Source organism: Streptomyces sp. WMMB 322 (assembly GCF_900090145.1).
Taxonomy (GTDB): domain Bacteria; phylum Actinomycetota; class Actinomycetes; order Streptomycetales; family Streptomycetaceae; genus Streptomyces.
In genome coordinates, this window is the sequence record NZ_FMHI01000012.1 from 205,616 (window position 1) to 219,009 (window position 13,394).

11 protein-coding genes are annotated in these 13,394 nt (G+C 70.9%); 7 read left to right on the forward strand and 4 right to left on the reverse strand.

Annotated elements, in window-relative coordinates; translation table 11 throughout:
- Nucleotides 1–24: 24 nt before the first annotated feature.
- The 4 genes from H180DRAFT_RS19735 to rhaI form a co-directional block, all read right to left on the reverse strand.
- Entirely contained in the window at nt 25–741 is a 717-nt protein-coding gene (locus H180DRAFT_RS19735; RefSeq protein WP_055487412.1) for a (Fe-S)-binding protein, read from the reverse strand.
- 43 nt (nt 742–784) lie between these two features.
- Entirely contained in the window at nt 785–2,200 is a 1,416-nt protein-coding gene (locus H180DRAFT_RS19740; protein ID WP_079100249.1) for a rhamnulokinase, read from the reverse strand.
- A 283-nt stretch (nt 2,201–2,483) separates the two neighbouring features.
- Nucleotides 2,484–4,529, reverse strand: a complete 2,046-nt coding sequence (locus H180DRAFT_RS19745; RefSeq protein ID WP_055487414.1) for a bifunctional rhamnulose-1-phosphate aldolase/short-chain dehydrogenase — start codon at nt 4,527–4,529, stop codon at nt 2,484–2,486.
- A 6-nt stretch (nt 4,530–4,535) separates the two neighbouring features.
- Nucleotides 4,536–5,708: an L-rhamnose isomerase gene (gene rhaI / locus H180DRAFT_RS19750; RefSeq protein WP_055487415.1), complete on the reverse strand. Its 1,173-nt coding sequence runs from the start codon at nt 5,706–5,708 to the stop codon at nt 4,536–4,538.
- A gap of 766 nt (nt 5,709–6,474) precedes the next feature.
- Between rhaI and H180DRAFT_RS19755 the strand changes: the two genes are divergently transcribed.
- From H180DRAFT_RS19755 to H180DRAFT_RS19785, 7 genes are all read left to right on the forward strand, one after another.
- On the forward strand, nt 6,475–8,004 hold the full coding sequence (locus tag H180DRAFT_RS19755; protein WP_055487416.1) for a sugar ABC transporter ATP-binding protein: 1,530 nt from the start codon (nt 6,475–6,477) through the stop codon (nt 8,002–8,004).
- Between the two features lie 8 nt (nt 8,005–8,012).
- The gene (locus H180DRAFT_RS19760; protein ID WP_055487441.1) at nt 8,013–9,062 is read left to right on the forward strand and encodes an ABC transporter permease; all 1,050 of its coding nucleotides are present in this window, start codon (nt 8,013–8,015) and stop codon (nt 9,060–9,062) included.
- Nucleotides 9,063–9,229: 167 nt separating this feature from the next.
- Nucleotides 9,230–10,147 (forward strand): ABC transporter permease, encoded by a 918-nt coding sequence (locus H180DRAFT_RS19765; protein WP_254666087.1) that lies wholly within the window; start codon nt 9,230–9,232, stop codon nt 10,145–10,147.
- Nucleotides 10,148–10,244: 97 nt separating this feature from the next.
- A complete protein-coding gene (rhaS, locus tag H180DRAFT_RS19770; RefSeq protein WP_055487417.1) occupies nt 10,245–11,330 on the forward strand; it encodes a rhamnose ABC transporter substrate-binding protein in 1,086 nt (361 codons plus the stop codon).
- A gap of 25 nt (nt 11,331–11,355) precedes the next feature.
- Nucleotides 11,356–11,712, forward strand: a complete 357-nt coding sequence (locus H180DRAFT_RS19775) for an L-rhamnose mutarotase (RefSeq protein WP_055487418.1) — start codon at nt 11,356–11,358, stop codon at nt 11,710–11,712.
- Between the two features lie 33 nt (nt 11,713–11,745).
- On the forward strand, nt 11,746–13,227 hold the full coding sequence (locus tag H180DRAFT_RS19780; RefSeq protein ID WP_079100243.1) for an L-fucose/L-arabinose isomerase family protein: 1,482 nt from the start codon (nt 11,746–11,748) through the stop codon (nt 13,225–13,227).
- Nucleotides 13,224–13,394, forward strand: a 171-nt coding sequence (locus H180DRAFT_RS19785) for a LacI family DNA-binding transcriptional regulator (RefSeq protein ID WP_139151412.1), incomplete at its 3' end; no start/stop codon positions are given. The genes H180DRAFT_RS19780 and H180DRAFT_RS19785, both read left to right, overlap by 4 nt.

Genomic DNA, 13,394 nt, shown 5'->3' on the forward strand with positions numbered 1-13,394 from the left:
CTCGTCGAGGGCGAGGGGAGGACGTCAAAGTGGTGCCTCCTCGGTGCCCGCCAGGATCTCGGCGATGTGTACGGGGCGTGTGGCGGCGCCGCGCCGCGTGAGGGTGCCGCCGATGTGCATGAGACAGGAGTTGTCGACGGTGCAGACCGCCTCGGCGTCGGTCTGCTCGATGTGACGGGCCTTGTCGGCACCCATGGCGGCGGACACGTCGGCGTTCTTCACCGCGAAGGTGCCGCCGAAACCGCAGCATTCCTCGGCGCCTTCCAGCTCCACCAGCCGCAGCCCCTGCACGGCTTGCAGCAGCCGCCGCGGGCGGTCCCCGAGCCCGAGCATGCGCAGCCCGTGGCAGGTGGGGTGGTAGGTGACGGTGTGCGGGTAGTACGCGCCGACGTCGGTCACGCCGAGGACGTCGACGAGGAACTCCGTGAGTTCCCAGGTGCGGGCGACGACCTCCTGCGTGGCCCCGGCGTCGATCCGCGGGTAGTTGTCCCGCACCATCGCCGCACAGGAGCCGGACGGCACGACGACGTGGTCGTAGCCGCGGAAGACCTCTGCGTAGCGGCGGGCCAGCGGCACGGCCTCCTTCCGGTAGCCGGTGTTGAACTGCGGCTGTCCGCAGCAGCTTTGGGCCTCGGGGAAGCCGACCTCGACGCCGAGCCGTTCCAGGAGGGTGACGACGGCCTGCCCGGTACGGGGATAGAGCGTGTCGTTGATGCAGGTGATGAAGAGCGCGACCCGCACGGTCCCTCCTTGTCTCTCCGCTCGCCCGCCGGGGGCGTCCGTGTCAGCTGCCGGCCCGGACCGCCGCCGCGGCCCGGGCCCAGGCCTGTCTGCTGCCGTGCTCGCCGGAGGGTTCGTACCTCCGCAGCGGCAGCGTGTCATACAGCAGCCGCCGCACCAGCCCCGCATCGTCACCGATCACTCCGTGTGCACGTGCCTGCGTGGTGACGTTGCCGAGCGCCGCGGCCTCCGCGGGACCCGCGATGACGGGCAACCCGCAGGCGTCGGCGGTGAGTTGGCACAGCAGCTCGTTGTGCACGCCGCCGCCGACGATGTGCACCACTTCGATGTCGGTGCCGGCGAGACGCCCGGCGTCCTCGATCGCCAGCCGGTGCGCGACCGCAAGCGAGTCCAGCACGCACCGGGCCGTTCCGGCCGGTCCGTCCGGCACGGGCTGCCCCGCACGCCGGCAGGCCTCGTCGATGCGCTGCGGCATCCGGCCCGGGGCCAGAAAGCCCGGATCGCCCGCGTCGAGAACGGACTTCAGGGGAGCGCGGGATCCGGCCTCGCGCAGCAGCGGCCCCAGATCCAGGGGCCTGCCCTCCGACTCCCAGAAGCGCAGGCACTCCTGGAGCAGCCACAGGCCCATGATGTTGCGCAGGTAGCGGACGGTGCCGTCCACGCCGAGCTCGTTGGTGAAGTTGGCCTGCCTGCTCGCCTCCGTCAGCACGGGCCGGGTCAGCTCCAGCCCTGCCAGCGACCAGGTGCCGGTGGCGATGTACGCGAAGCGGTCCGTCACGGCCGGGACGGCCGCGACCGCCGAGGCCGTGTCGTGCGAACCGACGGCCGTCACCGGTACCGGGCCCTGAAGTCCCGTCTCGTCCAGCACGGCGGGCAGCAGCTGTCCGGCCGGGTCGCCGGGGCGGCGCAGCGGCGGGAAGAGTGACAGGCGGATGCCGGCGGCGTCGGCGACGGGCCGTGACCAGTCGCGGGTACGCGGGTCGATGAGCTGCGTGGTGGAGGCGTTGGTCAGCTCCGTGCCCAGCTCGCCCGTGAGCCAGTACGAGACGAGGTCCGGAATGAGCAGCAGGTGCCGGGCCGCCGCCAGTTGAGCGGAGCCGCGGGCGGCGAGGAGCTGGTACACGGTGTTGAAGGGCAGGTACTGGAGGCCCGTGCGGGCGTACAGCTCCGGCGGCGGCAGCGACTCGGCGAGGCGGGCGGCCATGCCCTCCGTCCGCCCGTCCCGGTAGTGGACGGGGTTCCCGAGCAGCTCGCCGTCGGCGTCCAGCAGTCCGTAGTCCACGGCCCAGGAGTCCACTCCGACCGAGGCGACGGGCCCGGCCTCGCGCAGCCCGTCGAGCACGCCCCGGTAGAGGACCAGGATGTCCCAGTGCAGCGTTCCGCCCGTACGGACCGGTCTGTTGGGGAAGCGGTGCACCTCGCGCAGGTCCACCGAGGACGGCCCGACGGAGCCCGTCATGACGCGCCCGCTCGACGCGCCGAGGTCGACGGCGGCGAACCGGGCGGGTGACCGGAGGGGGAGTGGGGATGCGGAAGGCGGCACGGCGGTGGTCCTCGCGGGTGGCTTCGGGCGGTGGCATCGGACGGTGGCTTCGGCTGTGCACTGCGGCGGTTCCGGTACGGGCGCCGCCGGAATTCCGGGGTTCGGGGCCGGCTCTCGGTGCCGGGACGGCGCCGGGCCGGTTCTGCCGGTTCCGGTCCGCGGGTCTGTGTTTCCGGCCGGCCGGTTCCCCGCGGGCTGCTCAGCGCAGGAACGCCGCGGCGACTCCGGCGTCGACGGGGACGTGCAGTCCGGTGGTGTGGCTCAGATCGCCTCCCGTCAGGGCGAAGACGGCATTCGCGACGTGCTCGGGAAGCACCTCCCGCTTCAGCAGGGTGCGCTGGGCGTAGAACTCGCCGAGCTTCTCCTCGGGCACCCCGTAGACCGCTGCGCGCTGCGCTCCCCAGCCGCCCGCGAAGATCCCGGAACCCCGCACGACGCCGTCGGGATTGACGCCGTTCACGCGGATGCCCAGCTCTCCCAACTCGGCCGCGAGCAGCCGGACCTGGTGTGCCTGGTCGGCCTTCGCTGCTCCGTAGGCGACGTTGTCCGGGCCCGCGAAGACGCCGTTCTTGGAGGAGATGTAGACGATGTCGCCGCCCATTCCCTGCGTCTTCATCACCCGAGCCGCCTCACGGGAGGCGAGGAAGGAGCCGCGGGCCATGATGCTGTGCTGTGTGTCCCAGTCCTGCGCGCTGGTCTCCAGCAGGGGCCTGGAGAGGGAGACGCCCGCGTTGTTGACGACGAGGTCGATGCCGCCGAAGGCGAGCGCCGCTTCGCGGAAGGCCGCCGCGATCTCCTCCTCGGAGGTGACGTCGACGGCGACGGCTACTGCCCTGTCGGGACCGCCCAGTTCGCGGGCCACTTCACCGGCGCTCGCTTCGTTCCGGTCGGCGACGACCACACACGCGCCTTCGGCGGACAGCCGCTGAGCGATCGCCCGTCCGATGCCCGAGGCGGCCCCGGTCACCAGCGCGACGCGCGTCGCCAGCGGCTTGGGCGCCGGCATGCGGCGCAGCTTGGCCTCCTCCAGCTCCCAGTACTCGATGCGGAACTTCTCCGGCTCCGGGATGGGGGAGTAGTACGACACCGATTCGGCACCGCGCATCACATTGACGGCGTTGATGTAGAACTCGCCCGCCACTCGCGCTGTTTGCTTGTCCCTGCCGAAGGAGAACATCCCCACGCCGGGCACCAGCACGATCGCGGGATCGGCGCCGCGCATGGCGGGCGTGCCCGGTCCGGCGTGACGCTCGTAGTAGGCGCGGTAGTCGTCGCGGTACCGCTCGTGCAGCACGCGCAGCCTGGCCCCGGCCTCCTCCAGGGGAGCCGTGGCGGGCAGATCGAGGACGAGCGGGCGGACCTTCGTGCGCAGGAAGTGGTCGGGGCAGGACGTGCCGAGGGCGGCGAGCCGCGGATGCTCCTCGCGGGAGAGGAACTCCAGCACCGCCGCGGAGTCGTCGAAGTGACCGACCTGCGGCCTGTCCGCCGAGGCCAGTCCCCTCACCAGCGGGGCGAGTGCCGCTGCCCGCTCCCGCCGCTCCTGCGGCGGAAGCGGCTCGAATCCCTCCAGCACGGCGCCGAACGGTTCCGGCGCCCCGTGTTCGGCGAGGAAGGCACACGCGCCGTCGATGATGCGCAGCGAGTTGCGTTCGCACTCCTCGCTCGTCGAGCCCCACGCCGTGATGCCGTGCCCGCCCAGTACGCAGCCGATGGCCTGCGGGTGCTCGGCCCTGACGGCGGCGATGTCCAGGCCCAGCTGAAAGCCGGGGCGGCGCCAGGGCACCCACACGACCGTCTCGCCGAAGCACTCGCGCGTCAGCTTCTCCCCGTCGGCGGCGCAGGCCAGCGCGATGCCGGAGTCGGGGTGGAGATGGTCGACGTGCGGCGCGTCCACCAGACCGTGCATTGCGGTGTCGATGGACGGTGCTGCCCCGCCCCTGCCGTGGAGGCAGTGGTCGAACGCCGCGACCATCTCGTCCTCGCGTTCCACGCCGGGGTAGACGTCCCTCAGCGCCCGCAGCCGGTCCAGGCGCAGCGCGGCGAGACCGTTCTCGGTGAGTGTGCCGAGGTCGCCGCCGGAACCCTTGACCCACAGCAGTTCGGTGTCCTGCCCCGTGACGGGGTCGGGCGCGAGGCCCTTGGCGGAGGTGTTGCCGCCCGCGTAGTTGGTGTTGCGGGGATCGGCGCCGAGGCGGTGCGAGCGCGCGAGGAGTTCGCCGACCGTGGTGTGCTGCTGTGCCGTCATGCTGAACTACGCTCCCCAGCCGGCCTGTTGGCCGCTCTTGCGTTCATCGGTGATCCTCCGGGCCCATCCCGAGCGGTGGTATGCGGCGACGGGGTCGGGATCCAGCCCGTTCTCCTCGCGCACCTCTGCGAGCAGAGGCCGCACGTCGGTGTTGTAGGCGTCCATCAGCACCGCGTTGGAGCCGAGCACGTCACCGGAGAGCTGAGCGCGCTCCAGCGCGCCGCGGTCGACGAGGAGCGCTTTCGCCGTGGCCTCCTGGACGTTCATCACCGAGCGGATGATGGCGGGGATCTTCGGCTCGATGTTGTGGCACTGGTCGAGCATGAAGGCGATCCCGGCCTCCTCCTCCAGCCCTCCGCCGCGCACCACTTCGTACATGATGCGGAAGAGCTGGAAGGGGTCGGCCGCGCCCGCCATCAGGTCGTCGTCGGCGTAGAAGCGGGAGTTGAAGTCGAAGCCGCCGAGTTTCCCCTCACGCAGCAGCAGCGCCACGATGAACTCGATGTTGGTGCCCGGGGCGTGGTGGCCGGTGTCGACGACGACCTGCGCCTTGGGCCCGAGCTTGAGGCAGTGGGCGTAGGCGGTGCCCCAGTCGGGAACGTCGGTGGTGTAGAAGGCCGGTTCGAAGAACTTGTACTCCAGCAGCATCCGCCGGTCTTCGCCGAGCCGGTCGCGGACGGCGGTGAGGGCCTCGGCCAGCCGGTCCTGACGGGCCCTTATGTCGTCCTGGCCGGGGTAGTTGGTGCCGTCGGCGAACCACAGCTTCAAGTCGCGCGAGCCGGTCGCGTCCATGATGTCGACGCATTCCAGCAGGTGGTCCAGTGCCTTGCGGCGCACGGCCGCCTCGGGGTGGGTCACCGACCCGAGCTTGTAGTCGTCGTCCTGGAAGACGTTGGAGTTGATGGTGCCCAGACGCAGCCCGCGCTCCTGCGCGTACGAGGCCAGCGCTCCGTAGTCCGCGGTCCTGTCCCAGGGGATGTGGAGGGCGACGGTGGGAGCGACACCGGTGTGTTCGTGGACGCGTGCGGCGTCGTCCAGCTTCTCCTCGGGCGTGCGCGGCACTCCGGGCTGCGCGAACACCTTGAACCTTGTTCCGGAGTTGGCGTAGGCCCACGAGGGAGTCTCGATCCGCTGTGAGGTGAGGGCGGCCTTCACGCTCGCCCTGTCCGGCTCTGACATGCGTCTCCTCTGTGCGGCACGGCGGGCGGGGACCGGGGCACCGTCCGCCGTGCGCCATGCCATGAAACGTTTCAGGAAAACTACTTGCACAGGTGACCACCGTCAATAGCCCGCGCCCCCGGCCGTGCGGCCGGGCTCCTCGGTCGTCCGGCGCGAACCGGCACGTGCCCCGGCCGGCTGTGAGGGCCGTGCCGCCCTGCCGGGCATGCGGGCACCCGTGCGCCGCGGGCTCGCGCTCGCTTGCGCGGACTCCGTCGTGGTGCGGGTGAGGAGCGAGGCCCTCCCGTCCCCGCCTCCCTTCACCCCCGGCGGAACCGGCGCCGGCGGCGGGCGCGGCGGGCATGGCGGTTCCCCGGTCGGCCCGGGGCGCCGGAGATGGACGCCGGCGGGAGCAGGTCACGTCCGCTGGTCGATGAGCACCCCCTGTGAGGGTGCCGCCTCACCGCTCACCGGGTGTGAGGCAAACGTTTCAACCGTGCGTTGCCGCAAGACCCCAACCCCCGGTCAGGGGCCGCAACAGGGCCGGAATGCAGGGCAATCACCTGGTGCCCGACCCTTGACGCACCTGGAGTGCGGGGCTAGCTTCCCCGGAAGCTGATTGAAACATTTCATTTCGCGGTCGACTCCACTCCCGCTCACTCCGAACGCAAGGTGCCCACCCCTCCGGGGCCACGCGGATCACACCCCGGCCGCACCCCCCCCGCGCAACGGCGGCCGGCAGTGCAGAACCGGTAGTGCAGAACCGGCAGCAAAGAAGGAGCACGACATGACCCAGCCAGAACCGGGAGCGGCCCCGGTGCCGGTCCTCGCCCTGGAGGGGGTGAGCAAGTCCTTCGGCAACCTTCGCGCCCTGCAGGGCGTCGACCTGGCGCTGCACGCGGGAGAGGCACATGCGCTCGCCGGGGAGAACGGGGCGGGCAAGTCCACGCTCATCAAGATCCTCGGCGGCGTGCACCCGCCCGGGACGGGCACCGTACGGCTCGACGGAAGTCCCGTCGGCTTCGCCGGCCCCGCCGACGCCCGCGACGCGGGCATCGCCGTGATCTACCAGGAGCCCACGCTCTTCGCGGACCTGTCCATAGCGGAGAACATCTTCATGGGCCGTCAGCCACGCAGAGGCCTCGGACGCATCGACCACTCGGCCGTACGTGAGGCGACGGCGGCGCTCATGCGGCGGCTCGGAGTCGACCTCGACCCGGACCGCCCGGCCCGCGGACTGTCCATCGCCGACCAGCAGATCGTCGAGATCGCCAAGGCCCTCTCCTTCGACGCACGTGTGCTGATCATGGACGAGCCGACCGCGGCGCTCACCGGCAGCGAGACCGCGCGGCTGTTCTCAGTCGTCGAATCGCTGCGCGCGCAGGGCGCCGCGGTGCTGTTCATCTCGCACCGGCTGGAAGAGATCTTCCGGCTCTGCCGCCGCGTCACCACGCTGCGCGACGGCAGGCTCGTGGCCACCGAATCCCTCGACGGGCTCACCGAGGACGACCTCGTGCGCCGAATGGTGGGCCGCGACCTGGACGAGCTGTACCCCAAGCAGGACACGACACCCGGGGCGCGAGCCCTCACGGTGCGCAGGCTCACCCGCGAAGGCGTCTTCCACGACATCTCGTTCGAGGTGCGTCGCGGCGAGATCGTCGCCCTCGCCGGCCTCGTGGGAGCCGGACGCAGCGAAGTCGTGCAGGCCGTCTTCGGGGTCGACCGCGCCGACGCCGGCGAGGTCGAGGTCGACGGAGCGGCGCTGAAACCCGGTTCGCCGAGCGCCGCCATGGACGCGGGAGTCGCGCTCGTGCCGGAGGACCGGCGGCAGCGCGGACTGGTGATGGAGATGTCCATCGAGCGGAACATCGCACTGACCGGGCTCGACAGGCTCGGCAGAGCGGGCATGGTGCGGCGCACCATGGAGCGCTCCCGCGCCGCCGGCTGGGCTGTGCGGCTGAGGCTGAAGTACAACCGCCTCACCGACACCGTCGGAGTGCTCTCCGGCGGCAACCAGCAGAAGGTCGTGCTCGCCAAGTGGCTGGCCACCGAGCCCGGCGTCCTCATCGTCGACGAACCGACGCGAGGCATCGACGTCGGCACCAAGGCCGAGGTGCACCGGCTGCTCACCTCCCTCGCCGAGGAGGGCATCGCAGTGCTCATGGTCTCCTCAGACCTTCCCGAAGTCCTCGGCATGGCCGACCGGGTGCTCGTGATGCACGAGGGGCGGCTCGTGGCGGAGATACCCCGCGCGGAGGCCTGCGAGGAGTCGGTCATGGCCGCCGCCACCGGACGCACCGCCAAGGAGGCTGCGTGAGCGACACCCTGCAGAAGCCGCAGCAGCCGCCGGGAGCATCCCCCGGCGACCCTCCCGCGCCGCCCCGGCGGTCCGCCCGGGCCCTGGCCGACATGGTCCTGCGCATACGGGAGTTGAGCATCGGCGGCGCACTGGTGCTGCTGATACTGGGCACCTGGCTGGTCAACCCCGGCTTCCTCGACGGGCAGGGCGTGCGGGACCTCCTGCTCAACTCGGCGATTCTGGTCCTGCTCGCGACCGGCCAGTCCGTCGTCGTGCTCACCCGGAACATCGACCTGTCGGTCGGCTCCGTCGTGGGCCTGACCGCCTTCGCCTGCGGCAGCTTCGTCTCCGGCACGCAGCACAGCGAGCTCACCGTGCTGCTGCTGGGCACCGGACTCGGGGTGCTGTGCGGGCTGGTCAGCGGACTGCTCGTCAGCTTCGGGAAGGTCCCCGCCCTGGTGGTGACCCTGGGCATGCTCTACGTCATCCAGGGCGCCGGCCACGTCTGGGCGCACGGCCGGCAGATCAACGCTGCCGACGTCCCCGACGGAGTGCTGAGGCTCGGCAGCGGAAGCCTCCTCGGGGTTCCGTATCTTCCGCTGATCACCGCCGTCGTGCTGGCCGCCACCGCGTACTACCTGCGCAACGCCCGTGGCGGACGCGAACTGTACGCCATCGGCTCCAGCCCCGAGGCGGCGCGCCTGGCCGGTATACCCATCCGGCGGCGGGTGCTCGCCGCCTACGCGTTCTCCGGCGCCGTCGCCGGGTTCGCGGGCGCACTGTGGCTCGCCAGGTTCGGCACGGTCGTCGCCGATGCCGCCAACGGCTGGGAACTGACCGTCGTCAGTGCCGTCGTCGTCGGCGGCATCGCCATCACCGGCGGTGTGGGCACCGTGTGGGGAGCCGCCCTCGGGGCCCTGCTGCTGACGACCATCGGCAGCGCCCTCGTCGTACTCAAGGTCAACCCCTTCTGGGAGCAGGCCATCACGGGTGCGCTGCTGCTCGCGGCAATCAGCACCGACCGCGTCGTACGCAGCCGTACGACCGAGGCGCTGCGGAAGAGGAGCAGGAATTGAACGCCCCGACGCCCATGACACCAGCGGCGGAAGAGGCTGCCGCCACGGACGCCGCCACGGACGCCGCCGCGGCTCCGGGCGGTGGCGGCGGCCGCGACAGCGGCACCGGTCGCGCCGGCAGGTTCCTGCGCTGGGACGCCGCCGTCGGCGTTCTGCTGGTCGCCGTGATGCTCGCCGGGGCCGGCACCACCGACGGCTTCGCCGACATCACCAACCTTTCCGCGGCCCTCAACGACACCGCGGAGATCGCCCTCATCGCCCTGCCCATGACTCTGCTCGTCGTCGCCGGGCAGGTCGATCTGTCCGTCGCGTCCATGCTCGGCCTCTCCAGCGCGCTCGCGGGCGCGCTGTGGGACGCCGGCTGGGCCTTCGAGCTCATCGTGCCGCTGTGCCTCGTCGTCGGTGTGCTCGGCGGACTGCTCAACGGCTGGCTCGTCACCCGCATCGGGCTGCCCTCGCTCGCCGTGACCATCGGCACCCTCACCCTCTACCGGGGACTGGCTTCCGTCGTACTCGGCAACAAGGCCGTCTCCGACTTCCCCGAGTCCTACGCACAGTGGGCCTCCTACACCGAACCCGTGCCGGGCACCTTCATCCCCTACCCCGTCGCCGTGTTCATCGTGCTCGCCGTTCTCGCGGCGGTCGTGCTGCACTGCACCGCCGCAGGGCGGGCTCTGTTCGCCATCGGGGCGCAGGAGGACGCGGCGCGCTTCGCGGGCATCCGCGTCAGGCGGATCAAGCTCGTGCTCTTCGCGGTCACCGGCTTCGTCGCCTCCTTCGCCGGGATCGTCTACACGCTGCGTTACGGCAGCGCACGCGCCGACAACGGGCTCGGGCTCGAACTCGTCGTCATCGCGTCCGTCCTTCTCGGCGGCATCGACTTCAACGGCGGCAGGGGCACCCTCGGCGGTGCCGTCGCCGGTGTGCTGCTGATCGGCGTTCTCAACAACCTGCTCACCCTCAACGACATCTCCAACGAGATCCAGGTCATCGTCACCGGTGTGCTGCTGGTGGCGTCCGTGCTCACGCCGCGGGTGATCGCCCTCGTCACCGAGCGGAGAGAACGCCGGTCGGCCGCCGTCTGACGCGGCCGCGCGCCCCGCCCCGTGCAGACCGAACCGCTGCTCCTCCTCTGCCCGGGCTCAACCTCCGTTCCGTGCCCCTCAGTTGAAAGGCCCCGACATGCGACCCACGACACGCTCACGCACCCCGCTTCGCACCGCCGTGGCGGCCGTCTGCACCCTCTCGATCGCCCTCGCCGGATGCTCCGGGACCACCAAGGGCGACGCACAGGACGACGCCGAGGAGAAGGCTCAGGGAGCGAAGGCCGACCCCGACGCGCCGCTGAAGAAGGGGCTGAAGATCGCCTTCCTGCCCAAGCAGATCAACAATCCGTACGAGAAGATCGTCGACGAGGCAGGCATGGCCGCCGCCAAGGAGTACGACGGAAAGGCAAAGGAGGTCGGCCCCTCCGACGCGAAGGCCTCCTCCCAGGTCAGCTACATCAACACCCTCGTACAGCAACGGCAGGACGCCATCCTCATCGCCGCCAACGACCCCAACGCCGTGTGCGGGCCGCTGAAGCAGGCGATGAAGCAGAACATCAAGGTCGTCTCCTACGACTCCGACACCGACAAGGACTGCCGGCAGCTGTTCATCAACCAGGCCAGCTCCGAGGAGATCGGCCGCTCCCTGATCCGCCGCACCGCCGAACAGACCGGCCACAAGGGCCAGATCGCGATCCTCTCCGCCACGCAGAACGCGACGAACCAGAACGCGTGGATCGAGTTCATGAAGAAGGAGCTGAAGAAGCCCGAGTACAAGGACATGAAGCTGGTCAAGACCGCCTACGGGGACGACGACGACCAGAAGTCCTTCCAGGAGACCCAGGGTCTGCTCAAGGCCTACCCGAAGCTCAAGGCCGTCATCTCACCGACCACCGTCGGCATCGCCGCAGCGGCCCGCTACATCAGCGACTCCTCCTACAAGGGCAAGGTCGTCCTCAACGGGCTCGGCACTCCCAACCAGATGCGCAAGTACATCAAGGACGGCACCGTCGAGGAGTTCTCCCTCTGGGACCCCAAGAAGCTGGGCTACCTCGGCTCCTACGCCGCCGCCTCCCTCGCCTCCGGCCGGATCACCGGCAAGGAGGGCGAGAAGTTCGAGGCGGGGAAGCTCGGGGAGCGCACCGTCGGCAAGGACGGCGAGGTCATCCTGGGCCCGCCCACCGTCTTCGACGAGAAGAACATCGGCGAGTACGACTTCTAGGAACTCTTGGAAAGAGGCCGGAACCGTGCAGCGAGTCTGCTTCCTGTTGAAGGTCCGCCCCGACCGGGTGGCCGAGTACCGCGAGCGGCACTCGGCCGTCTGGCCGGAGATGCTCGAAGCGCTCTCCGCCTGCGGCTGGCGCAACTACTCACTCTTCCTGCGCGAGGACGGACTGCTCGTGGGCTACCTCGAGACCGACGACTTCGGCGCGGCACGTGCCGCGATGGAGAAGACGGAAGTCAACGACCGCTGGCAGCGGGAGATGGCCCCCTTCTTCGAGCCCGCCGGAGCACCGGAGACGACCGGGGCACCGCAGATCACAGGCGCCCCGCGGCCCGACGAGGCGATGGCTCCGCTCACCGAGGTCTTCCACCTCGACTGACGCAGCGGCACACACAGCGAGGAGCGTCCGCTCATGAACACATCCGCCACCGCCGGCACCACGCCGGGCACGGTCCCCGCAACACCGCCCGCCGGTCCGGGACCGGCGTCCGCTCACCGGCCCCGGATCGGGCTCGTCGCCGGTGGACTCGGCGCCTACTGGCCCCAGCTCCCCGGCCTGCTTCCACAGCTGCGCCGGTCCGCGGCCCGGGTCGCCGAGCGGATGGACCGGTTCGACGCCGACGTGGTCGACGCCGGCTTCGTCTCCGACGCCCAGGAGGGAGCGCAGGCCGCGGAGAAGCTGCGCGCCGCCGGATGCGACCTGATCGTCGGCTTCCTGACCACCTACATGACGGCCACGATGCTCGTGCCCGTCGCCCAGCGCAGCGGCGCGCCCGTCCTGCTGATCAACCTCCAGCCGACCGAGGCCATGGACCACGACACCTTCGACACCGGGCAGTGGCTGGCCTACTGCGGCGCCTGTCCGCTGCCCGAGATGGCCAACGCCTTCGAGCGCGTCGGTGTCGAATTCCGTTCCGTCTCAGGTCACTTGGAGGACGAGCGCGCCTGGGAGCGCATCGGCGGCTGGATACGCGCCGCGGGGGTGAGCGGCGCCCTGCGCACCTCCCGTCACGGCCTGATGGGACACCTCTACCCGGGGATGTACGACGTCTCGACGGATCTGACGATGGTGCCCGCCTCGTTCGGCGGGCACGTGGAGGTCCTGGAGTTCGACGACTTGCGGGTCAGGGTCGAGGGCGTGGGGGAGAAGGAGGCCGCCGCCCGCGTCGCCGAGGCGAAGGAGACCTTCGAGTCCGACGCCTCGGTCGACGAGGACGACCTGGCCTGGGCCGCACGCGTATCGGCGGGACTCGACCGCCTCGTCGCCGACTTCGGCCTGGACTCGCTCGCCTACTTCCACCGCGGCCTGGACGGAGAGGTGCACGAGAGGCTCGGAGCGGGGATGATCCTCGGCGCCTCGCTCCTGACCTCCCGCGGTGTCCCGGCCGCCGGGGAGTACGAGCTGCGCACGTCGCTGGCCATGCTGATATGCGAACGCCTCGGCGTGCCGGGCTCGTTCACCGAGTTCCAGGCGCTCGACTTCCGCGACGGCGTCGTCGAGATGGGTCACGACGGCCCCGCTCACCTCGGCCTGGGCGGGCGCCGCCCGCTGCTGCGCGGGCTCGGCGTCTACCACGGCAAGCGCGGCTGGGGCGTTTCCGTCGAATGCACCGCGCGACACGGTCCCGTCACTCTCGTGGGCATCGGCCAGACCCGCGCCGGCCGCTACCGGATCGTGGCCGCGGAGGGGGAGGCCGTTCCCGGCCCCCTGCTGAAGATCGGCAACACCACTTCCCGCGTCGGTTTCGGGTGCGACCCGGGCGAGTGGACCGACGCGTGGAGCGCGAGCGGCGTCGGCCACCACTGGGCCCTGGCCGTAGGTGAACTGCTGCCCGGGCTGCGTGCGTTGGCTGACCTGACCGGCCTGGAACTGACCGTGGTCCGGCCTGGATGAACGGCCGCCCGGTGGACATCAAGGACGTGGCGCGTGCCGCCGACGTCTCGGTCGGGACGGTCTCCAACGTCATCAACAGACCGGACGCCGTCTCCGAGTCCACCCGCGCCCGCGTGCTCTCCGCCATCCAGCAGCTGGGGTATGTGCGCAGTGAGTCGGCGCGTCAG